This is a genomic window from Streptomyces sp. NPDC101160 (assembly GCF_044768205.1).
In the GTDB taxonomy this organism is placed as follows: Bacteria; Actinomycetota; Actinomycetes; order Streptomycetales; family Streptomycetaceae; genus Streptomyces.
In genome coordinates, this window is record NZ_JBIWPJ010000002.1 from 420,944 (window position 1) to 446,005 (window position 25,062).

Sequence of the window (25,062 nt, forward strand, 5' to 3'; positions counted from 1 at the left end):
GGTCGGTCGGGTCGGCGGAAGGAGGGCCGGTCCGGAGGAGAACGGTCCTCCGGACCGGCCGGCGAAGGGAGGCGTCAGCCGGTCAGTTCGGCGGCGAGCAGCTTGCGGTCGACCTTGCCCACCATCGACAGCGGGATCGACTGCCGGTGGTGGTAGGAGCGCGGACGCATGTAGACCGGAAGCTCCTCGGCGAGCCGCGCGAAGTCCTTCGCCGACACCTCGTCGCCCGTGTAGAAGGCGTGCAGGTCGATCTGCTCGTCCGCCGCCGTCACGGCCACCACGACGATCTCCGCGATGTCCGGGTGCTTGCGCAGCACCGACTCGATCTCGCCCAGCTCGGTGCGGTAGCCGTGGATCTTGACCTGGTCGTCGATGCGGCCGAGGTGCACGAGCTCGCCGTGCTCGATGCGGACCCGGTCGCCGGTGCAGTACCAGTGCTTGTCGTGCAGCGGCTCCGAGCCGTCGTACGAGCGCCCCTGCACGCCGTCGAAGTCCACGAACCGGCCCACGTTGTGCGCCGGGTCGAGGTAACCGGGGCAGCGCTGCGGGCCGCGCACGCACAGCTCGCCGTCGTCCGTGCTCCGCAGCTCCTCGTCGAGCAGGACCCACTCCATGTGCGGGTAGATCTCGCCGATCGGGATGGTGCGGTTGGACGTGGGCGTGCGCGCCTCCTTGTCACGGGGCACCGGGTTGCCGGTGATGATGACCGTGAGCTCGGTCGGGCCGTAGCAGTTGTGGATCGTGGCGTTCGGCGCGGCCGTCAGCCAGGCGTCGGCCTGTTCGGCGGTGAGCGGCTCGCCGCCGAAGTTGCAGTACTGGAGCGTCGGCATGCTGTTCGGGGCGAGGGCGCGCAGCCGCTTGGCGAAGGAGATGATCGACGGCACCGAGAGCCAGTGCGTCAGCCGCTTCTCGTTCACGAAGCGCACGGGCGCGAACACGTCGCTGTGCTGCGGGATGCAGAGCGTGGCGCCGGAGCCCCAGGCGCCGAAGATCTCGATGATGGAGCCGTCGAAGGAGACCTCGAAGGTCTGCGACACCCGGCAGCCGTGGGCGAAGTGGAAGCGCGGGATGGCGTCCTCGAGGAAGGACGAGATGTTGCGGTGCGTCGTCGGGACGCCCTTGGGACGGCCGGTCGAGCCCGAGGTGAAGACGATGTACGCGTAGTCGCTGCTCGGCCGGGATATCGCGGCGACCAGGTCGTCGTCGCCGCCCTGCGTGACGAGGCTCTTGCGGTCGTCGCCGGTCATGTCGACCACGTCGACGCCGGCCTTCTGCGCGTACTCGTCGAGCTGCTCGCTCGCGGTCTCGTCGGCGACGGTGATCTCCAGACCGGAGTCCTTCGTGATGGCCAGGTTGCGGGTCACGGGAGAACGCGGGTTCAGCGGCACCACCGCGGCGCCCAGGCGCTGGATCGCGAGGTAGCCGACATAGGTGGTCAGGCTGCGGCTGGCCAGCAGGCCCACGCGCTCGGGCCGTCGGCCGAGCTGCCGCTCGATCAGCGCGGCCATGCGCTCGGACGCCTTCAGGAGTTGGTCGTAGGTCAGCGCGTGGCTGCCGACCTCCAGCGCCATGGAGTCTCCGTGGCGCTGCGCCGAGGCGAGGAACCAGTCGTAGAGGGACCGATCGATCACGGGTGGTTTCCTTTCCTTGTCACACCGGGAGCGCGGCGCGACGGGATTCGATGTCGAGAAGGCGCTCGAACGTGCTGTGGATGAGGGAGGCGCGCGGCCGGCCCCGGCGGGCGGAGTCGACGGCGAAGCGCACGGCCTTGGGCAGTGCCTCCCAGGCCCCGACGGCCTCTTCGCACCGGTGGAGTTCCTCCGCCGAGGCGTCGCCGCGCAGGGCCGGCCGCCGGTAACGGAACACGTGGTGCTGGGTCGCGGCCCAGAGGTCCTCCAGGTGGCGGCCCGCGTCGGCCTCCTGCCGGGTGAGCAGGCCGGCCAGGAAGGGCAGTGCCGAGACGCTGTCGGTGAGCCAGTCGCCAGGCAGCGGCGCGGTCGGTCCCGGCCCCGGTCCCGGTCGTCGGCCCGGCCCCGGCTCTCGTGCGAGCCACTGCAGGGCGGACGGCCCGGGTTCCGACGCCGTACCCGACGCCGGCTCCGGCTCCGGTACGGGAAAGCCGAAGGCCAGGGTGTTGCGCCGGTGCTGCGCGGGCGACCAGCCCGCGGGCAGGGTCATCATCGCGAGCAGCTCGGCGGTGGTCACCGTACCGGCGTACGGGCGCTGTTCGCCCGCGGGCAGCAGGCCGGCGAAGGCGTCGTACACCTGCCAGCGGCCCTCGCCTGCGCCGCCGGTCACCAGGAGCCAGTGCGGCGCCGACGGGCCCTGGCCGAAGACCGGGGACCAGGGCAGCCGCGCGCTGTCCGTGACGACCAGGACGCGCCCGTGCCGCCCGGCCTCCGCGGCCAGTTCCGCCGCGGCGGACTCCGCGTCGCCGGCGGTCCGGTAGCGCAGCCGGCTGCCGTCCGGGAGCTCGTCCAGCGGGGTGGCGTGGTGGGAGAAGGACAGCTCGCCGTCGGGAAGGTCGGTGCGCACCGCGAGCCGTACGGACCGGGCGAAGTGCTCGTCGGTCCGCGGGAACTCGCGGTGGAGGTACCCCGCCAGGTTCGCCGTGTAGCAGCTCAGACCCTCGAACAGCCGCAGCCACTCGGGTATGTCCGCCTGTGTCTCCGTCATGCTTCCTCCCTTCGGTAGGCACAACTCACCGGAGGTCCCTGGTCCTTGCGCAGGGACCGCCACCGGTACGACCGCCAGGCGCCGTGCTGCCGGCCGAGGTCGACGCGGATCGTCCAGGGGCGGCCGGGCAGCCCGTCCCCGGACGCCTTGACGCACGCCTCCTGCACGGTCCAGATGCGGGCGAACTCCCACTCCCGGTCCGGCGCCGGCAGTACGGACAGGCCGGCCGCGGTCGCCTCGGTGCAGCAGCGGCGGAGCATCCCCGGGCTGACCGCCCGCGGTTCCTGCACGTCCACGCCCACGGCGTGCCCGTCACCGACGACCGCCGCCGCCCACTCGCCGTCGTGCGACAGGTTGATGCCGAGGTCCGGCCGGTCGGGCAGATACGGCTTGCCGCCGTCGTGGACGGCGATCGGGGCCCGCGCCGCGCCGGGCCCGGCCGTGTCCGCGAGCGCGAGCCGCAGCAGCGTGCGGGCGCCGAGCGACTGCCGGGCCCGCCACGGCGGCAGTCCGGCGATCGCGGACCGGTCCGCCGCGGTGCAGCGCCGCGCGTGCGGGAGCAGCGCGTCGATACGGGCCACGGCCAGCGTGACGCCGTCCGCGACGGGGATCAGCTCCGGCGGTCTCACCGGCTCGCCTTGAGGACGTCCGCGGCGTGGTCGGCGACTCCGGCGAGCATGGCTCCCGTCGCGCCGCCGGCGATGCTCCATGCCGCCGCCTCGGTGTGCAGATGGGCGATGCCGTCGTCGGCGAAGGCCGCGGCGCCCTGGAGCTGGACGCACTCGCCGACCACGTACTGCAGGCTCTCGGCCACGGCCGCCTTGGCGATCATGCCGTCCACCGCCGTGCGCTGCTCGTCGGGTCCGCCCTGGATCGTCGCGCACAGCGCGTCCATCCGGCGCAGCTCCACCAGGCACTTCGCGAAGCGCGCGCGGACGGCGTCGTTGTCCCAGGCGGTCCGGCCGTGCAGCGGGTGCCCGGCCAGCTGTTCCCGGGTCCGGTCGAGCACCCGCCGGCAGATGGCCCTCGCCCACAGCGCGGACGCCAGGCGTTCCGTGCCGATGTGGCGGGCGAAGCTCGGCAGGGCCCGGCCGGGCCGGCCGACGACATGGTCGCGGCCGACGGTGACCCCGTCGAAGCGCAGGTTCCCGACGCCGGAGCCGAGGAACAGCCGGGTGGTCGTCGGTTCCACGGTGACCCCGGCCGCGTCGGTCGGGACGAGCACCCAGACGAAGCTGGTGAAGTGCCGGGCCGGCCGGTGCCGGGCGAGGACCAGGGCGTGGCCGGCGGTGGTCGCGTTGGTGATCCACCGCTTGCCGCCGTTCAGCACCACCTGGTCCTCGCCCAGTTCGGCGACGGTCGTGGCCTCCATCAGATCGGAGCCGCCGGCGCCCGAATCGGTGGTGGCGAGCGCCAGTTGAGCCTCCCCGTCCAGCGTCGCCTCGTACACCGACCGCACGGGGTCGCTGTCGAGTCCCTCGGCCAGGATCGGCAGGGCGGTGGCGAGCTGGACGCAGGCCGACAGGACCGTGCCGGTCGGATGGCGCGCGTCCAGTTCGGTCAGCAGCACCTCGAGGGCCAGCGGGTCGGCGGCCCGGCCCGGCGTCGTACCGGACGGGCCGAGCGCGCGGAGCACGCCGGCCCGGCCCAGCTCTCGCCAGAGGGCAGCGGTGTCACCGGGGGCGCCGGCCCGGTCGAGCGCCGAGGCGATCGACGTGCGCAGACCGGTCCTGTCGGTGGCGGCGGCCTCAGGCAAGGCGCACCTCCGCGTCGAGCAGCGACAGCGAACCGTTGGCGCGGTAGAGCCGGTCGTTGCTGTAGTTCAGCGAGGCGCTGCGCAGGTCGCGGAAGGTCCGCTCCAGGAACAGCGGCGAGTTGCGCAGATAGCCGTGCTGGATGCCGACCAGTTCCACGAGCTCGTCGACCGCGCCGAAGCACCGCTCCGCCGCCTCGGTCTTCAGGGTGTTGAGCAGCAGCTGCACCGGCGCCTGCGACAGGTCCTCGGTCCGGTCCAGGACGTCGAGGGTGTGCCGCAGCAGGCTGTGCACGGTGTCCAGGCCGCCGCGGACCTGGGCGAGCCGGCGCAGCAGCAGGTCGGAGCGGGTGTCGAAACGCTTCCGGCCCTGCGGGCTGCGCACATGGCGGATCACCCGGGACAGGGCGCCCGCCGAGGCGCCGAGCCAGCACGCGGCCCAGCCCAGGTGGGCGTACGGACCGAACAGGGCCGTGACCATCGACCTGAAGTCACCGGGCGGCCCCACCAGTTGGTGCTCGGGCACCGCGCCCGTGAGCCGCATGGGCACGCTGGACGTGGCCCGCATGCCGAGCGGCTGCCAGTCTCCCCGTACCTCCACCTGGAGCTGGTCGCGGTGCGCGTAGACCAGGGACACCTGGTTGGGCGAGGTCGCGCCGGGGGCGAGCGCGGTGATCAGGAAGGCGTCGGCGTGGATGCCGCCGGTGACGATCGGCGCGTTGCGGTCGATGTGCACCAGGCCGTCGCCGGCCTCGGTGGTGGACTCGGCGGCCAGCAGACTGCCGCCGGTGCCGGCCTCGGTGGTCACCGACGCCAGGTACGACTCGCCCCTGGCGATCGCCGGGAGGAGCTCCGCGCGCAGTTCGGGCGAGGCGTAGCGGACCAGGGTGGCGACCTGCTGGCAGTGCATCGCGAAGATCACCCCGACCGACAGGTCCTCGCGGGCGAGGCGCAATGCCACGTCGACCATGGTGGCCGCGGTGCCGCCGAGCCCGCCGTACTCGGTGGGTACGAGCAGACCGAGCAGGCGGTGGGTGCGCAGGGCGTCGAGCGCGGCGACGGGGAAGCCGGCGTTCTCGTCGGACTCGGCCGCCTCCTTCGCCACCACGTCGAGCACGTCGGACAGCCGGAGCGGCTCCTCGCTGAGTAGGGTCATGACCGAGCGGCTCCGTCGGCGGCGCCGTCCAGGTCCGAGATCGCCTGCCACAGGTTGCCCGCCGTCGCGAACGTCGTCTCGGTGAGCAGCTCGTCGGGCAGCTGCACACCGAAGGTGTCCTCGATGGCGAAGAGCAGCTCGATCTCCTGCATCGAGTCGAGACCGAGCTCACGCAGCCTGGACTCGGCGGTGAGCTCCTGCTCGCCCACGTACTTCAGGAACGGGCGGAGCATTCCCTCGAACTCCGGGTTCATATCCGGGTCACTTCCTTCAGATCGGTCGGTCGGTCAGTTGGCGGGCTGCCGCTGCAGCGTGAGGCGGGACTCCTCGACGATCCGGCCGCCGTCGACGACGACCTCGACGGGAGCCGGGTGCCCGAGGAAGGCGAGCAGGCTCGCGCTGAGTCCGTAGGCGCCGACGTTCGGCACCCGCACCACGTCGCCGGGCCGGACCTCGGCCACCTCGGCGGCGCGCGCCCAGGTGTCGAGCGGGGTGCACAGCGGTCCGGTGACCATGGCGTCGGCGAGCGGCAGCGTCGTGCCGGGCTCGCCATGCAGCACGGCGGGCGCGATCTGCGGCAGCCGGCGCAGGCCGGACATGCCGCCGAGGTGGTTGATGCCGGACTCGAGGACGAGCACCCGCCGTCCGTGCGAGCGCTTGACGTCCAGGACCCGGGTGAAGAGCGTGCCGCAGGTCGAGACGAGGTGGCGGCCGGACTCGAAGGCCACCGTCGGGCGGCCCTCGCGCCACCCGGGGAAGGTGCCGTCGAGCAGCTCGCCGAGCCGCCCGGCCAGGGTCGGGTACGACGGCGGCTCGCCCTCGCGGGCGTACGGAGCGGCGAACCCGCCGCCCAGGTCGAGCAGTTCGACCTCGATACCGAGCACGTCGGCAAGGTTCCGGGCGGTGTTCGCCGACTGGGTGAACTGCGCCATGAGCGCGTCCTCGTCGGGAACGTTCGTGCCCATGTAGAGGTGGAAGCCGACGAGCCTGGCCGTCGGCCGGGAGCGGAAACGTTCCGGTTCGGCGAGGATCCATTCCGCGTCCGCGCCGAACGGCGAGGCCACCCCGGTCATGGTGAGGCCCTGTCCCGGCGCGGGCGTGGAGTCGTTGACGCGCAGCACGGCGCGCACCGGCGTGTCCAGGCGGCGGGCGGTCTCGTCGAGCTGGTCGAGGCCGTGCGGCGAGTCCACCGAGAACTCGGTGACGCCCGCCTTGATCGCGTCCTCGATCGCGTGGTCCTGCTTGCCGGGGCCGGTGTAGAGCAGCTTCCCGGCCGGCACGCCGGCGTCGAGGGCGGCCCGGAGCTCGCCGGGGGAGCAGACCTCGGCCCGGCAGCCCGCGGTGTGCAGCGCGGAGACGATCGCCGGGTGCGGGTTCGCCTTGAGCGAGTAGTACACCTCGCTGGGCTCCGGCAGGGCCTGGCGCAGCCGGGCGTGGCAGCGCCGGACCTCGTCCAGGTCGTAGCGGTAGCTCGGGGTCACCCTCTCGGCGGCGTCGACGTCGTCAGGCATGGGACTCCTCAAGGAGGCGGGCGAGCGCCGCCCGGTCGATCTTCCGGCTGGCGTTGTACGGGAGTTCGGCGACGACGACGCACTTCTGCGGGACCTTGAAGTCCTCCAGCTCCGTGCGCAGCCCGGTCAGGACGTCGTGCGCCTTGAGCCCGGTCACCGCGAAGAGCACGGCCCCGTCGCGTCCCTCGGCCGGGGGCAGCACGGCGGCGGCCTCGATCTCGGGCAGGCGGTGGGCGGCGGCCTCGACCTCGGTGACGCTCACCCGGAAGCCGCGCTCCTTGTAGAGGTCGTCGCGACGGCCGCTGAAGTACAGATAGCCGTCCTCGTCGAGCCGGCCGTAGTCGCCGGTGTGAAGCTGCGGCAGCAGACCCTCGACCCGGGGGAAACGCTGGGCGGTGACCTCGGGACGGCGCCAGTAGCCCGCCATCACGTGCGGCCCGCGGACCACGATCTCGCCGTCCTTGCCGGCGGGCAGCCGCTGCCCGGACTCGTCCACGACGAAGATCTCCGTGCCGGGCAGCGCCCGGCCGCTGGCGCCGGGGCGCTCCAGGTCGCCGTCCGGCGGCATGATCGCGGCGCGCTTGCACTCCGTCAGGCCGTACATCAGCTGGATCCGGAGGCCCGGGATCTTCGCGCGGAGCGTGTTCGGGATGTCCTCGGGCATCGCCGCGCCCGTGTTCGTGATCAGCCGGAGCCGCGGGGCCTGGGCCTGCGGGCGGCGCAGCAGCCGGGCCAGCGTGCCGGCGAGCGAGGGCACGGCGGGCAGGACGGTCGCGCCGGTGGCGTTCAGGTGCCGGAGCAGCGTCGTGCCGGCCTCCGCCGCGGACGCCAGATGCAGCCGGGCGCCGGCGAGTGTGGTGAGGAACAGCTGGTAGAGGCCGTAGTCGAAGGACGGCGGGAGCGGTACGAAGACCACGTCGTCCGCGCGGTAGCCCAGGACCTGCTGGATGGCGCGGGCGGCGAAGACCACCTGGCCGTGCGTGGAGACGATGGCCTTGGGCCGGCCGGTGCTGCCGGAGGTGTAGATGAGGCAGACCGGGTCCACGCTGAGCGGGCTCTCGGGCGCCCGGAACTCCGGGCCGGCCGTGGCCGCGGCGGTGCGGACGTCGGCGAGGACGGCCGTCCTGATGCCGCGCTCCTCGGCGAGCCGCCGGCTGCCGGCGTCCTCGCTGATCAGCAGGGCGGGCTCGGCGTCGTCGAGGAGGTGTTCCATCAGGCCCGCCGGGGCCCCCTCCGCGGTGATGACGAACATGGCGCCGAGCCGCGAGCAGCCGTAGACGAGGGCCGGCCCGTGGACGTCCGCCGGGAGGCAGATGAGCACCCGGTCGCCGCGCCGGACGCCGCGGTCCGCGAGCCAGGCCGCGACCCGGTGGCCGGCGGTGCGCAGCCAGTCGTACGTCATCACGGTGTCGCCGCAGCTCACGGCGGGGGAGTCGGGGTGCTCCAGGGCGGTGGCGTCGAGCAGTTCATGCAGCAGGGTGGTTGCGGTCACGATGCCTCCTCCACGGCGGCCGGGGCCGCGAACAGCCGGCACAGCGTGTCGACGGTGTCGAAGCTGTCCTCGCGCAGTGCCTCGGGGTCGAGCGTCACGCCGAGGCGGGTCTCGACCCGCTCGATGACGTCGACGAGCCGGAACGAGTTGAACTGGGGCAGGTCACGCAGCGGCGCGCCGGCCGGCAGGCCCGCCACGTCGGCGCCGAGGACGGCGCACAGCTCCTCGACCACGACGGCGCGCGGATCCAACGGTGCTTCCCGGGCCGCCAGTTGACGGGCCAGCTCGATGTCCGTGCGCAGCAGCCGGTCCAGCTGGTCGATCACCGACGCCGGTACGGCCCCGCCGCGCCGGGCCCGGCGGGCGGCCACGTAGGTGTGCGCGGCGTAGCGCCGCCACGCCTGCGCCTGCTCCTCGGCCGCGTCGGCGGAGACGCCCGGGACCGTCCCGAGCCAGGCCGCGTGCAGGGTACGGGCCCTGCCGAGCACCCACACGTCCAGGACCAGCGCGTCGAGCGCGTCGGGGTCGCCGAGGGCCTCGCCCATCGCCGTCACGTACGCGTCGACGCGCGGCCCGGCCGCGGACATCGCGGCGGCGTTGGCGGCCAGGACCGCCGTGGCGTCGAGCGCCGGCGGGGGAGTGGCATCGAGCGACAGGGCGGTGCACCCGGTGGCCAGTACGGCGTCGAGGTCGGCGGCCGGCAGCCGCCAGACGCCGGGCCGGGCACTGCCCCACGGGGTGTCGTTGTGGTAGGCGTCGATCACGGTGACCGTGCCGGCCTCGGTATCCGCGTCGTCCGCCGTGAGCAGGAAGCTGTGCTCCATGTGATCGTGGCCGGCGTACGGCACCCACGGCATCGTGTACGCGTTGCCGACGACGTACAGGACGGCGTGGTCGCGGAGCAGTTCCCGCACCAGCGGGCCGTCCGCCTTGTCCCGGCGCGCGGTCACGCGCAGGCCGAGCAGCTCCTCGGCCTCGGCCAGCCGCTGCTCCGGGCCGGCCGGTGTCGTCTCGAAGCCGACGGGCGCGCCCAGCGCCAGGTGGGCGCCGCCGCCGTGGGCGTGGTCGGCGAGCACGGCGAGATTGGCCTGCAGACAGTCGAGCGCGTCCGCCCGCACGGTCGTCAGCGCCGGCGACCACTCACCGGCCGGCGCCTCGACGGGGGTGTCACCGCTCATCGGGCCTTCACCTCGAGGAGCTCGTCCGGGACCCGGCGCAACCCGGCGGTGGCACGGCGCAGTTGCTCCTCGTCGTGTCCGCCGTCCTCGATCGTGCCGTCGAGCAGCTGACCGTAGGCGGCGAGGTCGAGCAGGCCGTGTCCGCTCACCACCACGAGCACGCCGCGGCCCGGTGCCCGCTGCTCGTCGCGTCCGGTGACGACGTCGAGCGCGGCGGCGAGCGCGTGCCCCGACTCGGGCGCGGGCAGGATCATCTCGGTGAGCGCGAACTGCCGGTTCGCCTCCAGGGCGGCGCGCTGGCCCACCGCGACGGCGGCCACCTGGTCCCGGTGGCGCATCGCGGAGATCACCTTGGCGGCGCCGTGGAAGCGCAGGCCGGCGGAGTGCGCGGGCGGGATCGCGTAGCTGCTGCCGATGGTGTACATCGCCTCCATCGGACCGGTGCCGGTGGCGTCGGTGACGTCGTACGCGAAGACGCCCCGGCTCAGCTTCGGCGTGGCACTGGACTCGGCCGCGAGCAGGGTCGGCACCGGTGTGCCCTCGTCGGTGTGCCGGCTGAAGAACGGCAGCGCGATGCCGCCGAAGTTGGAGCCCGCGCCGACACAGCCGACGACGGTGTCGACCTCGGCGCCCTCCTCCTGCAGCTGGTCGATGGCCTCCAGGCCGATGACCGACTGGTGCAGGATGCTGTAGGTCTCGCCGCTGCCGATGCAGAAGGCGCGCCTGGTGCCGTCCTGCTCGCCCTCCTTCGCGTACTCGACCGCCTCGCCGATGGCCAGGGCCAGGGCGTTGGTCGACCCGGTGTCGCCGCGCCGGCCGAGCTCGGTGGCCCGGCTGGGGCTGGCGTGCAGCTCGGCGCCGAGCAGGCGCATCAGCGTCCCGCGGTACGGCTTGTCGTGCAGGCTGCGGCCGACCATGAACACCGTGCACTTCAGGCCGAACGCGGCGCACGCGGCGGCCATCGCGGTGCCCCACTGGCCCGCGCCGGTGCCGGTGACGAGCTCCTCGACGCCGGCCCGCTTGTAGTAGTACGCCTGCGCCAGGGCGGTGTTGAACTTGTGGCTGCCGGAGAGGTTCCCGCCCTCGTACTTCACGTAGATCGGGGCCTTGGCGCCGACGGCCTGCTCCAGGCGACGGGCGCGCCACAGCGGAGTGGGGCGGAACCTGCGGTAGTGGTCGGCCACCTCGTCGGGGATGTCCCACCACTCGCGGCCGGAGATGCTCTGCCGGACCAGTTCGAGCGGGAGGTGGGCGGTGACCGGGCCGTTCGTCGCCGGCGGTGTCACGTCCGGCGGCAGCTGGTAGCCGAGGTGCGGGAGCACGCTGCGCCAGCGGGTCGGGGTCTTCGTCACTGGTTCATCTCCGTTGCGCGCTCGATGACGGCGACGAGGTCGGCGACCGTGTGGAAGGTGTGACCGACGAAGAGGTCGTCCGGAAGGGTCACGTCGAGTTCGTCCTCGAGCCGGATGAGCATGCCGAGGAAGCCCAGCGAGTTGACCTTCAGGAGCTCGCCGTTGAGCGGCTCGTCGTCGGCGAGGGCGTCCGGCCCGACGGACAGCCGGGCCTCCGCGATGAGGATCTCCTTGACGACCCGGTTGATCTCGGCGCGGGTCGCCGCGTCCGTTGCCTCGGTCACGCCTCCTCCTCTCCGGCGCCGCGCAGCGTGCCGTTGCCCTCGACGACCCAGCTGTAGGTCATCAGGGCGGCCAGGTTCACCGGGCCCCGCACGTGCAACCGGGCCGTGCTGATGGACAGTTCGGGGCCCAGGCGCATGGTCGGGCCGTCGTGCAGGCGCAGCGAGCCGTTGACCACCAGGGCGGCGGCGTCCACCGTTCGCAGGAAGCGGTCGACGACCTCGCCGTCGGCGGCGACCACGCCCTCGGTGTGCCGCGAGCCGTACCGCCGGATGTGCGCGACCGCCTCGTCCAGGCCGTCGACGGCGCGGACGCCCAGGGTGCGGTCCAGGAACTCGCGGCCGTTGTCCGTGTCGGACAGCGCCTCGACCGTCACCGCCCCTTCGCCGCCGTCGGCCGGCGCCTGATCGGCGAGGCCGGGACCGAGCCGCAGGGCGTACGCGTGGCTGCTCTCCCCGCCGAGGTCGACGAGACGCCGTACCAGGTCGCCCGCGACATCGGAGTGGGCGAGCACCATCTCCAGCGTGTTGCACGCGGTGGGCTCGGCCAGCTTGCTGTCGAGCACGACACGGGCGGCGAGATCGACGTCCGCGCTGCTGTCCACGTACAGGTGGTTGACGCCGCCACCGCTCGCGATCACGGGAATGGTGGAGGTGCTCTGGCAGTAGTCGACCAGGGCGGCGCTGCCGCGCGGCAGCAGGGCGTCGATCGCGTCGGGCCGCTTGAGCAGCTCGCGCACGAGCTTGCGGTCCGGGTCGGTGATGATCTGGACCATGTCGGCCGGCAGGCCCGCGGCGGCGAGGGCGTCGGCGACCACGGTGCGCAGCGCGCCGGCCGTGTGGGCGATCTCCGAACCACCCCTGAGCAGCGCGCAGTTGCCGGCGGCCACCGGCAGCAGGGCGCCCTCGACGGTGACCGTCGGCCGGGCCTCGTAGATCATCAGGATCAGGCCGAGCGGCTTGGGGATGCGGCGCACCGCCATGGCGCCGCTCGCGGTGTGCGCCTCGGAGGCCGAGGTGACCTCGGGCAGCTCCGCGGCCACCCGCTCGGTGAGCCCCACGAGGTAGTCGAGCTGCGGGGTGCCCATCGTGAGCCGGTCGATCAGCGTCTCGGACAGGCCGCGCGCCCGGGCCGCCGCGATGTCCTCGGCGTTGGCCGCGAGCACCGCGTCCCAGTGGGTGCGCAGGGAGGTGGCGAGTTCCTTGCAGTACGACAGATAGTTGGCCTCGCCGGGCGGCGGGGCTGCGAGCCGGGCCGCCTTGGCGGCCGAGAGCATCTCATCGAGCATGGGTCACCTACCACATGAACTGGCCGCCGTCCATGACGAGTTTTTGACCCGTCATGTAGGCCGAGCCAGGGCCGACAAGGAATTCGAGGGCGTCCGCGATGTCGTCCACCGTGCCGATCCGCCGCCGCGGGATCTCCGCGAGCACGGCCGCGCGGGACTCGGCGTCGTCCAACCGGAACCGGGTGACGAGCTCTTCCGTCTCGGTCATCCCGGGGATCAGGCAGTTCACCCGGATGCGCGGGGCCAGCTCCAGGGCCAGACACTTGGTCAGCTGGAGCAGTCCCGCCTTGCTCGCGCAGTAGTTGGCGCCGTTGAGGCGGGGGCGGATGCCGGTGGTGGCGCCGATGTTGACGACGGAGCCGTCCTCACCGGACTCCACCATCGCCGGGGCGAGACCGCGGGTCAGATAGAAGACGCCGGACAGGTTGGTGTCGACGACGCGCCGCCACTCGTCGACGCTCATCTCCAGGAACGGGCGGTCGATGTTGACGCCCGCGTTGTTCACCAGGACCCGCGGGGTCCCGTGAGCCGAGAGGACCGTGTCGACCGCCGCGGCCGCGGAGTCCGGGTCCGCGAGGTCGGCGCGCACCACGTGGATGCCGGCGCCCGGGTCCGCGACCTGGCGGGCGGCCTCCTCGTCGGAGCGGTAGAGGGCGACGACACGGTGGCCGAGCTTCTGCAGCCGGCGGGTGAACGCGAGGCCGATGCCCCGCGTACCCCCGCTGACGACCGCGAGCGGACCGGTCACCTGGCCGCCTCCGGGTCGGCCAGGTCCAGGAACTTGCCGATGGGCTCGGTGAGTTCGGTGAAGTGCTCGGCGTCGAAGACACCGAAGTGGGTGGCCGACAGGGAGGCCGTACGCAGGTCGGCGGCGAGTTCCCGCCAGCGCTCCGTCGCCTCCTCGCGGGGGCCCATCCGGTCGCCCGTGCACATCGTCAGGAGCACCCGGCCCGCGTACGGAGTCGTCGTCTCGTACTCCGTCAGGGCCCGCACCTGGGCGCGGAAGGTCTCCAGGACCCGGGTCCTGGTGGCCTCGTCCGCGTGCGGACCGAGCTGGCGCACGATGTTGTCCTCGATGTCGCCGTCCGCCTCCGGCGTGGACTCGCGCAGCAGCGGGGAGGTGTCGATCAGGACGAGGTCGGGGCGGTGCCCGCGCTCGGCGAGACGGGTGGACAGCTCCCAGCCCAGGGTGCCGCCCATGGACCAGCCGACCACCAGATCGGGTGTCAGGCCCTGCTCGTCCAGGGTGGCGAGCACCGAGTCGGCCATCTCCGGCACGGTGGTCTCGGGCTCCTCGCCCGCGACCATGCCCAGGGTGCGCACGCCGTACACGTTGTAGCGGCTGCCGAGGTAGCCGGCCAGCCGCAGGTAGGGCTGCAGGCCGCCGCCCGCGCCGGGCAGCACGACACAGGTCGGCCGGTTCTTCTTCCGTACCAGGATCACCAGACGGCTGGTCGCGGGGGACGCGGTGGTCATGACGGGGCCTCCTCTTCGCCGTACTCGCGGACCAGCTCGGCCAGCGCGGCGATCGTGGGCAGACGGAAGAAGTCGACGATCGGCACCGCGGTGCCGAACCGCTCCTCGACGAGCGCGAGCGCGGAGAGGATGTTCAGCGAGTGCGCGCCGTAGTCGAGCAGGGTGCGGTCCCGCTCGATGCCGGTGCTGCCGAGCACCTCCTCCCAGACGGCGGCGAGACCGCGCTCAAGCTCGTCCGCGTACTCCGCGGGCGCCGGGGCCGCCGCGTCCTGACGCTCCGCGATGAGGCGGTCGGCGCGGGCGAGGAGGGCGTCCCGGTCGGTCTTGCCGGTGCCCGTCGTCGGCACGGTGTCGACGGTCAGGACCCGCGCGGGGACCATGTACGCAGGCAGGACGCCGGCGAGGTGGCGGCGGACGCGCTCGCCGTCCACGGTGGCGTCGCCCTCGGGCACCACGAAGAGCAGCAGCTCGCGGTCGGCCCCGGTGCCGCGGACGGCCACGACGGCCTGGCGGACCTCGGGCAGGTCGGTGGTGGCGATCTCGATCTCGCCGAGCTCGACGCGGTAGCCGCGGATCTTGATCTGGGTGTCGCCGCGGCCCAGGAAGACGAGCTGCCCGTGCTGGTCGCGCAGCACCCGGTCGCCGGTGCGGTACATGAACCCGGTCCCGGCGAAGCGGTCCTCGACGAAGCTCGCCGCCGTGCGCTCCGGGTCGTTGATGTAGCCCTCGGCCGGACACCTGCCGCCGAGGAACAGCTCACCGGGCACGCCCGCGGGCGCCAGGTGTCCGGTGACGTCGACCACGTAGGCGTGGACGCCGGCCAGCGGAAGGCCGATCGGCACGTGGCCCGCCCACTGCTCCTCGGCGCCGGACAGGCGCTGGGTGGTCACCGCGTGGGTCTCGGTCGGACCGTAGAGGTTGACCAGCTCGCAGTACGGATGGTCGACGAAGAACGCGCGGATCTGCTCGTCCACCAGGAGCTGCTCGCCGGAGACGCAGACGTACCGCAGCGCCGTGAAGCGGGTGCCCCTGGCCTGCGCGGCCTGGACGAACGGGCGCAGCGCGGCGACCGGCAGATAGATGTGCGTGACCTCGGCGTCGGCGACGTGCCGCACCAGGCCGGGGAAGTCCCGGCGGTCGACCGGCTCCCGCGACACGACGGTGCCGCCGGCGGCGAGCGTGGGGACGATCTCCTGGAACGACACGTCGAAGCCCAGGGGCGCGTACTGCAGGAAGCGGGTGTCGCGGTCCATCCCGAGGGCGGCGATCTGCCAGCCGGTGAGGTTGAGCAGCGGGCCCTGGCCCATGAGCACGCCCTTGGGGCGGCCGGTGGAGCCGGAGGTGAACATCACGTACGCGGGCGGGGCGGAACCGGTGAGCGGCGGCAACTCCGCGCCGTCCGCGCTCAGTTCGTCGAGCGTCACCCGGCGCACGCCGGGAATGTCGACCTCGGCGCCGACGGTGACGTGGATGCCGGCCGTCTCCGCCATGTACCGCAGGCGCTCGGCCGGCAGGCTGAGGTCGAGCGGCAGGTAGGCCGCTCCGCAGCGCATGATCGCGAGGAGCGTGACCGTGGTGTCGGACAGCGTGTCCAGGCACATGCCGACCACGTCGCCCACGGCCACACCGGCCTTGGCCAGGCCCGCGGCCACGGCGTCGACACGCGCGGCGAGTTCGCCGTACGAGACGTTCCCGCCCTCGTCCGCGATGGCGACCGCCTCGGGCTGTCCGGCGGCGACGCCGGAGAGCCACTCGGCGAGCGTGGCCGCGGGCACGTCGGCCGGGTACCCGTCGGTGCGGCGGCTGTCGACCGCCGACGCGTCGGTGAACAGGTCGGCGAGCGTGCGCGATCCGTCTTCGACGGCCCGGCGCAGCGCCGAGCGCAGCGAGGTGAGCAGTCCGTCCGCGACGACGGGCGCGATGAGCTGGGTGTCGTACTCGAGCTCGAGCAGCCAGCGGCCGTCGACCGGGGTGGCGCCGAGCCACAGGTCGAACTTGGCGGTGCCGTTGCTGGGCTCGCCCACCCCGCGGATGACCCCGGAGCTGTCCCCGTCGAAGGTGTCCTGCATGGCGAGCATGCAGGCGAACAGCGGGTTGCGGTTGGTCGAGCGGTCCGGCTGCGCGTGGGCGACGAGCTGGTTGAACGGCACGTCGACGTTGGAGCGGCAGTAGTCGACCGCCTCGCGCACCACCTCGCCGGCGTGCCGGTCGAACGGGACGGTCCAGTCGACGTCGATCGCCACCGGCAGGGTGTTGACGAAGAAGCCGCAGAGGTCGAAGGCGCCGACGGTGCGGCGGGCCATGAAGGGGCTGCCGATGAGCACGGTCTCGACCGCCGCGTGCCGGGCGACGACCGCGCTGTAGAGGGCGCTGAACAGAACGAACGGCGTCACGTTCAGCCGCTTGCAGGTCGCGGCGACCGCGTCGCTCTCGGCCTCGCCGAGCAGCCACTCCAGGCGCGCGCCGTCGAAGTCGGTCTCCGCCGGCCGGTTCGGGCGCGGGAAGAGCACCTGCGCGGGGACCTCGCGCAGCCGCTCGGCCCACTGCCTGGCCCGCTCGACGGTCTTGTCCGCGGTGGTCACGGAGTTCTGCGCGCGCAGTTCGCGCAGGAACGCCCGCTCCCGGGTGGCGCGGAGCTCCTGGGTGCGCTCGGCCGTGAGCGAGCCGCCCAGGGCGGACTCCATGTCCCGTACGACCGGGCCGAGCGACACGCCGTCACCGATGATGTGGTGCATCACCAGGAGGATCGCCGCCTGGGAGCCGTCGGCGGCGCGCACGTAACCGGCCCGCCAGGGCGACTCCTCGGTGAGGGCGAACGCGGGCCGGCCGAGGCGCACCGCCCACTCGCCGATCGTCTGGTCGAAGCGGTCCGGCGGCGCCTCGACGAGCTCCAGGGGCAGCTCCGCGCGGGCGGGCGGCTCGGCGAACCGGGCGTGCGGGGCGGGGCGCAGCGCGAAGATCTGACGCATCGACGGCTGCACCGTGACCAGCGTGATCAGCGCGTCGGCCACGGCCTCGAAACCGAAGGCCGGGTCGATGTCGAAGCGCATGACCTGGTTGTAGATCTCGGGGGTGGGCACACGGTCGTTGACGACCAGCAGGCCCTTCTGGGAGTCGGTCAGCGGGAGCGGCTCGGCAGCGGCCGCGGGGACGGCGTCGGTGTCCGTCGGAGCGCTCACGCGTCGGCCGTCCCGTCCGTGTCCGCGTCGCCGCCGGCGGCGACGTCGCGCAGCCATGCCTTGAGGTCGCCGATGGTGCGCAGATCGGCCAGGCGCGTGGCGTCGATCTCGGCGTCGTCGTCGGCGGCCACCTCCACGGCGAGGCGGATGAGGGACAGCGACTCGAGGCCGGCGTCCTGCAGGGGGGTGCTGTCGTCGAAGGCGAAGGTCGCGTACTTGGTGATGATGGCGTCGAAGTCGACAGACGTCTCCATCGATGCTCCAGTCATGTCAGAGGAATCGTGAATCGGCCGCACGCGTCGGGCGAGTGGCTGGAAATAGGCGATAGCCCAGAACTGTGAGCAGAGATGCCGCGAGGACCTGGGCAACAGCATCTGCCGGGGGTGTGTACTCCCGATGTATTCAGTATTCGCTGACGATTGTTCGCGCGTTGTATCCGCAGGTCAGCGCACCGGTACGAGCGGCGGAGCGGCCCGGGTGATCCCGTCTTTACAAGGGTCAAACCCGGACAGGACGCGTCCTTTGCGGGCGAATGTCGGACTTTCCCCTGCAATACTCCCGCAATACTCGTGCAATGTTTGATCAAGAATCACTGATGATCACAACCATTGCGCAAGGCGTGATCATGTTGGTACGGTCTTCCAACGATCGAAGACCAGTTCAGTTACGCAGGACGATCGCGAGCGACAGGGGGAGATTCGTTGCCGTCGCCGTTTGCCGAACATGAACAGTTGGCCTGCCTGAATCCGGAAAAGATCATCGATGCGGCGGGCATCGAGATCGGCGGCGTGAACCGAGATCGATCTCACGACACGGAATATCTTCTTCCCGCTCTCGAGCAGTTGACCTCGGCCCTGCAGAGCGAAGCCCGGCTCACCGTTTCGGGAGCTGCCGCAGTGGGTAAGGCCCTCGCTGATCAACTGGTAACCCGTTCCCGTGTGGACGAGTTAATCCGGCGTAATCCCGAGGTTGCTCAGCAGCAGATACCGGGACCTGTTTTCATTACCGGCATCTTCCGCAGCGGCACCACATTGCTGCAGAATCTGATGGCCGAACTCCCGGCGGTCCGCGCACCCAGACTCTGGGAAATGCTGGCGCCGGCCGCCGCCGCGGCGGGTGAGCCCGAGCGCTCCGCGGCGATCAAGGCGGCCGAGGAGTACGTCACCGAGTACTACGAGAAGGCGCCCCTCTTCAAGGCCATCCATCCGCTGGACGCGCACCGCCCCGAGGAGTGCCACCGGCTGACCGGAGGCACCTTCCGCGCCGACATCTACGCCCTGCGCTACCGCATCCCGGGCTATGTCGCCTGGCTGCGCGAGCAGGACATGCGGCCGAGCTACGCGTACCACCGCACCCTGCTCGGCTGCCTGCTGCAAGCCGAGCCGGCCGAGCACGTCGTGCTCAAGTGCCCCTCCCACATGTGGCACCTGGACACGCTGGCCGAGGTCTATCCGCAGGCCCGCGTCGTACGGCTGCACCGCGACCCCAAGGCCTGCCTGCCCTCGCTGTGCAGCCTGACGAGCGTCGTCAGAGGGGCCAGGGCCGGCGAGGTCGACAAACGCGAGATCGGCGGGTACTGGGCCGAGCACGTCGGCCGCGCCCTCGCCGAGACCCGGCCGGCCGAGGTCCTGCCGTCCGGACTTCCGGTCCTCGACCTCCGCTACTCCGACCTCGTCTCCGACCCCGTCGGGACGGTGGCGCGGGTGTGCGGCTTCGCCGGCATCCCGTGGTCGCCGGCCGCGGCCGACCGGGTCCGCGGCTTCCTCGCCGGAAACCCCAAGGACAAGCACGGAAAGCACAGCTATTCGGCCGAGGAGTTCGGCCTGGACGCCCGTGAACTCGACGAGCGCTTCGCCGCATACCGCCGAGCCTTCAACCTCTGACCGCAGATATGTGCATCCGACGCGTGCGAGTGGCCGACCTCCCACGCGTCGATCATCAGCCCCCACACGCATGATCGCTCAATGACGGAGGTATCAGACCGCATGTCCGACGAGTCGATGACCCACGAGCAGATGGCGCGCGCTGAGATAGCGGAGGTGAGCAAGCTCGCCGGAGACAACCCGGTGAAGCTGGGAATTCTCACGCCGCTCACCGGCCCCGGTGACTCCGTGGCCGGCGTGATCGTATCCCGTGGCGCCCGAATAGGTGCCGAGTACATTCGCGAGCAGGGCGGCATTCTCGGCGGCCGCCAGATCGATTTCGTCCTGCGCAACGACCAGGCCACCGCCGCCGAAGAGGGAATGGCGCGGTCCGCCGTCGGTGAACTCGCCAAACTCGCACAGATCGACGAGGTGGCCGGCGTCTTCGGCCAGTGGCATCTGCGCACGTCGAAGTACGTCTCCGCGCTCGCCGACAAGATCGGTATTCCGACATTCGTCGAGAACGGCCAGATCGACGTGACGTCCTCCGGATACCGCTCCATATTCCGACAGTATTTCTCCATCGCCGACCGCGTCCCGCTGATGATGGACTACGCCGCCAGCCTGGGATTCCGGCGCATCGCGATGATCGCCGCCGACACGGTCTTCGGCCTGACCACCGCCGACACCATCGAGGAATACGGCACGTCCGTCCACGGCATGGAGTTCCTGCGCTTCGACTTCCCGCAGGAGACCACCTACGACCTGAGCGAACAGCTCAAGGCGGTCAAGGACTGGGAGCCGGACCTCATCATCAACGACGGTGTGATCCGCACCAACTACCTGATGATCAAGCAGGCCGCCGAGCTGGGCCTGCGTCCCCAGGTCCCGATGATGGTCACCTTCGGCTTCCCGACCCGCTCCCACGACTTCTGGCGCGAGGCGGGCGACGCCGGCGTCGGCATCATGTGGGCCGGCATCCAGTACCGGCCCACCTGGGACGGGCTCACCGACATCGGGCGCTGGTTCACCGAGCGCTACGAGGCGATGTACGGCGGCTACGCGCCGGACACCACCCTCAGCGCCTTCACCGACGTCACCATCCTGGCCCGCGCCATCGAACTGGCCGGAACCACCGAACACGACGCCGTCATCGAGGCGTTGGAGTCCCACGAGTTCGACACCTGGCGCGGACCGCTGCGGTTCGAGCGGGGCTCCGAGCACTGGCACCACAACATGCCGCGGCTGCAGATCATGCAGTACCAGAAGGTCGGCCAGACCTTCGACGAGTCCGCGATCGTGTACCCGGACTCCCTTGCCAACGCGGCCTACGTGCCGGCCGACGCGCTCCGTTGATCGGTGCACCCGAACCAGAGGGACAGTTCATGACGGAGCGGAACACCGCACCGGTCTCCAGTGCACCGACACCCGGCACACCGGCACCGAGCACACCGATCACCGGCACACCCAAGACCGGCACACCGATCACCGACACACCGATCACCGGCATACCGGCACCCACCGCGGCCGCGACGATGGTGGCGAGCATGCAGGGCCACGGCGTCGACCGGGTCTTCTGCGTCGCGGGCGAGAGCTATCTGCCGGTCCTCGACTCCCTGTACGCCACCCGGGACCGCGAGGACGCCGTCGAGGTGGTCACCTCCCGGCACGAGGCGTCGGCCGGCTTCATGGCCCTGGCCGACGCCAAGCTCACGGGGCGGGCGGGCGTCTGCCTCGTCAGCCGCGGCCCCGGAGCGACGAACGCCAGCATCGCGGTGCACGCGGCCTGGCAGGAGGCCGCCCCGCTGATCCTGATCGTCGGCCAGGTCAAGCGGAGCCGGCGCAGCGGCGAGGCGTTCCAGGAGATCGACTGCGCCGGATTCTTCGGCGGCTTCAGCAAGGCCACCCTGGTCCTGAACGACCCGGCCTCGGCCGCGTCGCTCGTCGCCCGCGCCTTCCGCATCGCCGAGTCCGGCACCCCCGGACCGGTGATCATCGAGGTGCCGGAAGACGTCATCGGGCAGCCGGACCCGAGTGGTCTGCCCTCGCGGCGCGTGCCGCTCTCCGAGACCGCGCCCGCGGGCGAGGACCTCGCCGCCGTGCTCGCCCTGCTCGATGCTGCCGAACGGCCCTTGATCCTCGCTGGAGAGCAACTCGACACATCCGCGGGGCGACTGCTGTTACGTCAGGTCGCCGAGCGGCACCGCATCCCCGTGGTCACCGCGAACAAGCAGCAGCACCTCTTCGACAACCGGCACCCGCACTACGCCGGTCACCTGCACAACGCCACCCAGAAGCCGCAGCTGGCCGCCTTCCAGGAGGCCGATCTGGTCCTGGCCGTCGGCACCCGCCTGGACGAGACCACCACCCGCGGCGGGGCCTTCCCCGGCGCTCCCGTGCCGGCCCAGCCGCTCGTCCACGTGCACGGCGACCCGGCCAGGATCGGCGCCGGCCGGGCGACGGAACTGGGCCTGGCCTGCACGCCCGCCGCGTTCCTGCGCGCGCTCGCCGACGCCGCCCCGCGCTCCGCACCGCACGCCGCTCGCGGCGAGTGGATCGAACGCCTGCACCGCATCGAGACCGACAAGGCCGTCTGGCAGGGCCAGGACGCGCCCGACGGGATCGTCTTCGGCGACGTGGTCGCCGCCCTCGACGAGTGCACCCAGGGCGAGGCGACGGTCGTGGTCGACTCCGGCACCTTCACCAGCTGGGTCTACCGCTATCTGCGGTTCACCGGCACGGGCCGGCTGCTCGGCGTCACCTCCAGCCCCATGGGCTTCGGCGTCCCCGCGGGCGTCGCCGCCGCGCTGCGCGCACCCGGGAACCCGGTCGTGGTCGTCGTCGGAGACGGCGGCTTCCTGATGAACGGCAGCGAACTGATCACCGCCGTCGAGGCGGGCCTGCCGCTCGTGGTGATCGTCTCGGACAACCGCAGCTACGCCACCATCCGCCTCCACCAGGAGCGGGAGTTCCCCGGCCGGGCCATCGCGACGGACCTGCGCAACCCCGACTTCGCGCGGCTTGCCGAGGCGTACGGCGCACTCGGACTGAGCGTCACCGACCCGGCCGATGTCAAGGACGCCCTGGTGACGGCCCTGCGGCACGACGGCCCTTCGCTGCTGCACGTCCGCACGAGCCTCGCCCACACCTCTCCCTACCGGCGCATCGACGTCGCCGCGGCCGGCCACGGTGGAGGTGCCCGTGGAAGCGCATGACTCGCTCCTCGACCTGATCGGCGGCACCCCGCTGGTGCGGCTGCGCCGGGTGGCGAAGGACGTGCCGGCCACCGTGCTCGCCAAGCTGGAGTACCTCAACCCGGGCGGCTCCAGCAAGGACCGCATCGCGCTCGGCATGATCGAGGCGGCCGAGGCCGACGGCACCCTGCGGCCCGGCGCGACGATCGTGGAGCCCACCTCGGGCAACACCGGCGTCGGCCTCGCCATGGTGGCCGCCCAGCGCGGCTACTCCGTGGTCTTCACCTGCCCCGACAAGGTGTCCCCGGAGAAGATCGACCTGCTGCGCGCGTACGGCGCCCGGGTCGTGGTCTGTCCGGCCACGGCACCCTTCGACCACCCCGACTTCTACCGCAACAGGGCGCGCGCCCTGGCCGCGGAGATCCCCGGCGGACTGCTGCTCGACCAGTACTCCAACGCGGCCAATCCGCGGACGCACTACGGGTCCACCGGCCCCGAGGTCTGGAAGCAGACCGACGGCCGGGTGACCCACTTCGTCGCGGGCGTCGGCACCGGCGGCACCCTCTCCGGCACCGGGCGGTATCTCAAGGAGGTCTCCTCCGGCGGCGTCACGGTGGTCGGTGCCGACCCGGACGGCTCCATCTACACCTCGCCGGCCCTGCGACCGTATCTCCTGGAGGGCGTGGGCCAGCCGACGCTGCCCGCCTCCTACGACCCGGCGGTGCCGGACCGGCTGATCCCGGTCTCCGACGCCGCCGCCCTGGAGATGACCCGCCGCCTCGCCCGCGAGGAGGGCATGCTGGTGGGCGGCTCCGGCGGCATGGCCGTCGCCGCGGCCCTGGACGTCGCGGCCGGGCTCGGCCCGCAGGACGTCGTGGTGGTGCTCGTCCCCGACTCGGGCCGCGGCTACATCTCCAAGATCTTCAACGAGACCTGGATGGCCACCCGCGGCTTCGGCACCGGCGACGGCGCCGACGAAGGCACGGACGCCGGCGCCGGCCCGGTACTGGGGGAGGTGCTCGCGGGCGTCACCGCGCGTCCGGCGCTGCCCGCCGTCACCCCCGACGACACCCTGGCGAGCGCCCTCGCCCTGCTGAGCCGCCATCACCTGCCCGCGCTGCCGGTGACCAGGGCCACGGCATCCGTCCGGCTCGCCGAGGTCACCGGCACGATCACCGCGCGCGCGATCACCGAGGCCCTGGCCGCCGACGTACGCGTACTGGAGCGGCCGGTGGGCGAACTCGCCGAGCCGCCCCTGCCCCTCACCGGAGCCGGACAGCCGGTGGCGCAGGCCCTGGCCCTCGTCGGCGGCGACGACACCGTCCTGGTCCTGCGTGACGGCCTCGTCGAGGGCGTCGTCACCCGCGCGGACATCGCGGCCTTCCTCGCCGCCCGGGCCGCCGACGCCCCAGTCACGGGTGCCCCGGTCACGGCCGCCCCGGCCGCCGTCGCCCCGACGCCGAACCGAGAGGATGACGTCAGTGAGTGAGATCCTGGAGTACGTCGACCCCGTCGAGGGCTTCACCGGCTGGCTGGTGTACGACAGGGCGTCGGCGCGCATGGCCGCGGGCGGCTGCCGGATGCAGCCGGGTCTCACCGCGCAGACCCTGTCCTCGCTGGCCGCGCGCATGACCCTCAAGCAGCGGGTGCTCGGCATCTCGGTCGACGGGGCCAAGTGCGGTCTCGACTACGACCCCGCCGCCCCCGGCAGCAAGGCGGCGATGGAGCGCTTCCTCGCCTTCCTGCGCGAGCAGCTGCTGACCAGGTTCAGCATGGGCTGCGACATGGGCACCCGCTTCGACGAACTCGACGCGGCGGCGCGCCGGCTGGGCATCCCGTCCATCAAGTACGCCGTCAAGCGGGCCCAGGGCCTGAGCGACGACGAGTTCTTCGCCCGGTTCCGGCTCCTGGACGCCCCCGTCGGCACCCTCACCCTCGGCGAACGCCGGGCCGGGCACGCCGTCGCCCACGCCGCCCTCGCGGCCGCCCGCGCCGCCGGCCTCACCGGTGAGGTCTCCTGCTCCCTGCAGGGGTTCGGCAACCTCGGCCGGGCCGCCGCCTACACGCTCGCCGAGGAAGGCGCCGTGTTCGGGGCGGTCGCCGACCAGTTCGGCTGCGTCGCCCGCCCCGACGGTTCCGCCCTCGACATCAAGGCCATGCTGGCCACCCGTAACGGGCTGCGGGCCTCGGACGTTGCTCCGGAAGTGACGATCTTGCCCGCGGACGCCGTGTTCACGCAGCCCTGCGACGTGCTCGTCCTCGCGGCGGCGGAGAACGCGATGACCCCGGAGCAGGCGGCGGAGCTTCCCGCGTCCGTCGTCGTGGTCGGCGCCAACAACGGCCTGAGCGAACCGGTGGAGCGGGCCCTGCACGAGCGCGGAGTGCTCGTCGTACCCGACTTCATCGGCGGCATCGGCGGTTCGGCCTCCATGGAGGCGCTCTTCGGGCCGGAACGCATCGGCACACCCCGGCACACCCTCGATCTCGTCGCGGCGATGATGCACGAACTCACCGGACAGCTGATCAGCACCAGCAGGCTCGAGAACACGCTCGTACGCGAAGTCGCCGAACGCCAGGCGACGCAGGAGACGGCGGCCGAAGCGGCGGGCGCCCGCGCCTACGGCAACAGCCCGCTGCTGGCCAGGGCGCTTTCCGTGGTCTGA

The 25,062-nt window shown here is 72.3% G+C and carries 21 protein-coding genes; 5 read left to right on the forward strand and 16 right to left on the reverse strand.

Going from position 1 to position 25,062, the window contains the following annotated elements:
• Positions 1 to 74 precede the first annotated feature (74 nt).
• From ACIRSU_RS07530 to ACIRSU_RS07605, 16 genes are read right to left on the reverse strand one after another with little or no spacing between them, the layout of a single operon-like run.
• Complete coding sequence (locus ACIRSU_RS07530; RefSeq protein ID WP_403789779.1) at positions 75 to 1,631, reverse strand: amino acid adenylation domain-containing protein; 1,557 nt, start codon at positions 1,629 to 1,631, stop codon at positions 75 to 77.
• Between the two features lie 19 nt (positions 1,632 to 1,650).
• On the reverse strand, positions 1,651 to 2,676 hold the full coding sequence (locus tag ACIRSU_RS07535; RefSeq protein ID WP_403789780.1) for a hypothetical protein: 1,026 nt from the start codon (positions 2,674 to 2,676) through the stop codon (positions 1,651 to 1,653).
• Positions 2,673 to 3,305, reverse strand: a complete 633-nt coding sequence (locus tag ACIRSU_RS07540) for a 4'-phosphopantetheinyl transferase family protein (RefSeq protein WP_403789781.1) — start codon at positions 3,303 to 3,305, stop codon at positions 2,673 to 2,675. Before ACIRSU_RS07540 ends, ACIRSU_RS07535 begins: the two co-directional genes overlap by 4 nt.
• Positions 3,302 to 4,432, reverse strand: a complete 1,131-nt coding sequence (locus tag ACIRSU_RS07545; RefSeq protein ID WP_403789782.1) for an acyl-CoA dehydrogenase family protein — start codon at positions 4,430 to 4,432, stop codon at positions 3,302 to 3,304. Before ACIRSU_RS07545 ends, ACIRSU_RS07540 begins: the two co-directional genes overlap by 4 nt.
• A complete protein-coding gene (locus ACIRSU_RS07550) occupies positions 4,425 to 5,585 on the reverse strand; it encodes an acyl-CoA dehydrogenase family protein (RefSeq protein WP_403789783.1) in 1,161 nt (386 codons plus the stop codon). The genes ACIRSU_RS07545 and ACIRSU_RS07550 overlap by 8 nt, the downstream gene beginning before the upstream one ends.
• On the reverse strand, positions 5,582 to 5,839 hold the full coding sequence (locus ACIRSU_RS07555) for a phosphopantetheine-binding protein (RefSeq protein WP_403789784.1): 258 nt from the start codon (positions 5,837 to 5,839) through the stop codon (positions 5,582 to 5,584). Before ACIRSU_RS07555 ends, ACIRSU_RS07550 begins: the two co-directional genes overlap by 4 nt.
• 33 nt (positions 5,840 to 5,872) lie before the next feature.
• The gene (locus tag ACIRSU_RS07560; RefSeq protein WP_403789785.1) at positions 5,873 to 7,096 is read right to left on the reverse strand and encodes a type III PLP-dependent enzyme; all 1,224 of its coding nucleotides are present in this window, start codon (positions 7,094 to 7,096) and stop codon (positions 5,873 to 5,875) included.
• Positions 7,089 to 8,588, reverse strand: a complete 1,500-nt coding sequence (locus ACIRSU_RS07565) for a class I adenylate-forming enzyme family protein (protein ID WP_403789786.1) — start codon at positions 8,586 to 8,588, stop codon at positions 7,089 to 7,091. Before ACIRSU_RS07565 ends, ACIRSU_RS07560 begins: the two co-directional genes overlap by 8 nt.
• A complete protein-coding gene (locus tag ACIRSU_RS07570) occupies positions 8,585 to 9,766 on the reverse strand; it encodes an acyl carrier protein (protein ID WP_403789787.1) in 1,182 nt (393 codons plus the stop codon). Before ACIRSU_RS07570 ends, ACIRSU_RS07565 begins: the two co-directional genes overlap by 4 nt.
• Complete coding sequence (locus ACIRSU_RS07575; RefSeq protein ID WP_403789788.1) at positions 9,763 to 11,118, reverse strand: TrpB-like pyridoxal phosphate-dependent enzyme; 1,356 nt, start codon at positions 11,116 to 11,118, stop codon at positions 9,763 to 9,765. Before ACIRSU_RS07575 ends, ACIRSU_RS07570 begins: the two co-directional genes overlap by 4 nt.
• Positions 11,115 to 11,402, reverse strand: coding sequence for an acyl carrier protein (locus ACIRSU_RS07580; protein WP_403789789.1), 288 nt, complete (start codon positions 11,400 to 11,402; stop codon positions 11,115 to 11,117). Before ACIRSU_RS07580 ends, ACIRSU_RS07575 begins: the two co-directional genes overlap by 4 nt.
• Positions 11,399 to 12,688 (reverse strand): glutamate-5-semialdehyde dehydrogenase, encoded by a 1,290-nt coding sequence (locus ACIRSU_RS07585; RefSeq protein ID WP_403789790.1) that lies wholly within the window; start codon positions 12,686 to 12,688, stop codon positions 11,399 to 11,401. The genes ACIRSU_RS07580 and ACIRSU_RS07585 overlap by 4 nt, the downstream gene beginning before the upstream one ends.
• A gap of 7 nt (positions 12,689 to 12,695) precedes the next feature.
• Positions 12,696 to 13,436, reverse strand: coding sequence for an SDR family NAD(P)-dependent oxidoreductase (locus tag ACIRSU_RS07590; RefSeq protein WP_403789791.1), 741 nt, complete (start codon positions 13,434 to 13,436; stop codon positions 12,696 to 12,698).
• Positions 13,433 to 14,164 carry an alpha/beta fold hydrolase gene (locus ACIRSU_RS07595; RefSeq protein WP_403789792.1) on the reverse strand — a complete coding sequence of 244 codons (732 nt, stop codon included), beginning with the start codon at positions 14,162 to 14,164 and terminating at the stop codon, positions 13,433 to 13,435. The genes ACIRSU_RS07590 and ACIRSU_RS07595 overlap by 4 nt, the downstream gene beginning before the upstream one ends.
• The gene (locus tag ACIRSU_RS07600; protein WP_403789793.1) at positions 14,161 to 17,343 is read right to left on the reverse strand and encodes an amino acid adenylation domain-containing protein; all 3,183 of its coding nucleotides are present in this window, start codon (positions 17,341 to 17,343) and stop codon (positions 14,161 to 14,163) included. Before ACIRSU_RS07600 ends, ACIRSU_RS07595 begins: the two co-directional genes overlap by 4 nt.
• Positions 17,340 to 17,597 (reverse strand): phosphopantetheine-binding protein, encoded by a 258-nt coding sequence (locus ACIRSU_RS07605; protein ID WP_403789794.1) that lies wholly within the window; start codon positions 17,595 to 17,597, stop codon positions 17,340 to 17,342. Before ACIRSU_RS07605 ends, ACIRSU_RS07600 begins: the two co-directional genes overlap by 4 nt.
• A 684-nt stretch (positions 17,598 to 18,281) precedes the next feature.
• Here ACIRSU_RS07605 and ACIRSU_RS07610 point away from each other — a divergent pair.
• The 5 genes from ACIRSU_RS07610 (at position 18,282) to ACIRSU_RS07630 (ending at position 25,062) form a co-directional block, all read left to right on the forward strand.
• Entirely contained in the window at positions 18,282 to 19,226 is a 945-nt protein-coding gene (locus ACIRSU_RS07610) for a sulfotransferase family protein (protein ID WP_403790209.1), read from the forward strand.
• Positions 19,227 to 19,307: 81 nt separating this feature from the next.
• Positions 19,308 to 20,561: an ABC transporter substrate-binding protein gene (locus tag ACIRSU_RS07615; protein ID WP_403789795.1), complete on the forward strand. Its 1,254-nt coding sequence runs from the start codon at positions 19,308 to 19,310 to the stop codon at positions 20,559 to 20,561.
• A gap of 29 nt (positions 20,562 to 20,590) precedes the next feature.
• Positions 20,591 to 22,420, forward strand: a complete 1,830-nt coding sequence (locus tag ACIRSU_RS07620; RefSeq protein WP_403789796.1) for a thiamine pyrophosphate-dependent enzyme — start codon at positions 20,591 to 20,593, stop codon at positions 22,418 to 22,420.
• The gene (locus ACIRSU_RS07625; RefSeq protein ID WP_403789797.1) at positions 22,407 to 23,888 is read left to right on the forward strand and encodes a pyridoxal-phosphate dependent enzyme; all 1,482 of its coding nucleotides are present in this window, start codon (positions 22,407 to 22,409) and stop codon (positions 23,886 to 23,888) included. Before ACIRSU_RS07620 ends, ACIRSU_RS07625 begins: the two co-directional genes overlap by 14 nt.
• A complete protein-coding gene (locus ACIRSU_RS07630) occupies positions 23,881 to 25,062 on the forward strand; it encodes a Glu/Leu/Phe/Val dehydrogenase dimerization domain-containing protein (RefSeq protein WP_403789798.1) in 1,182 nt (393 codons plus the stop codon). The genes ACIRSU_RS07625 and ACIRSU_RS07630 overlap by 8 nt, the downstream gene beginning before the upstream one ends.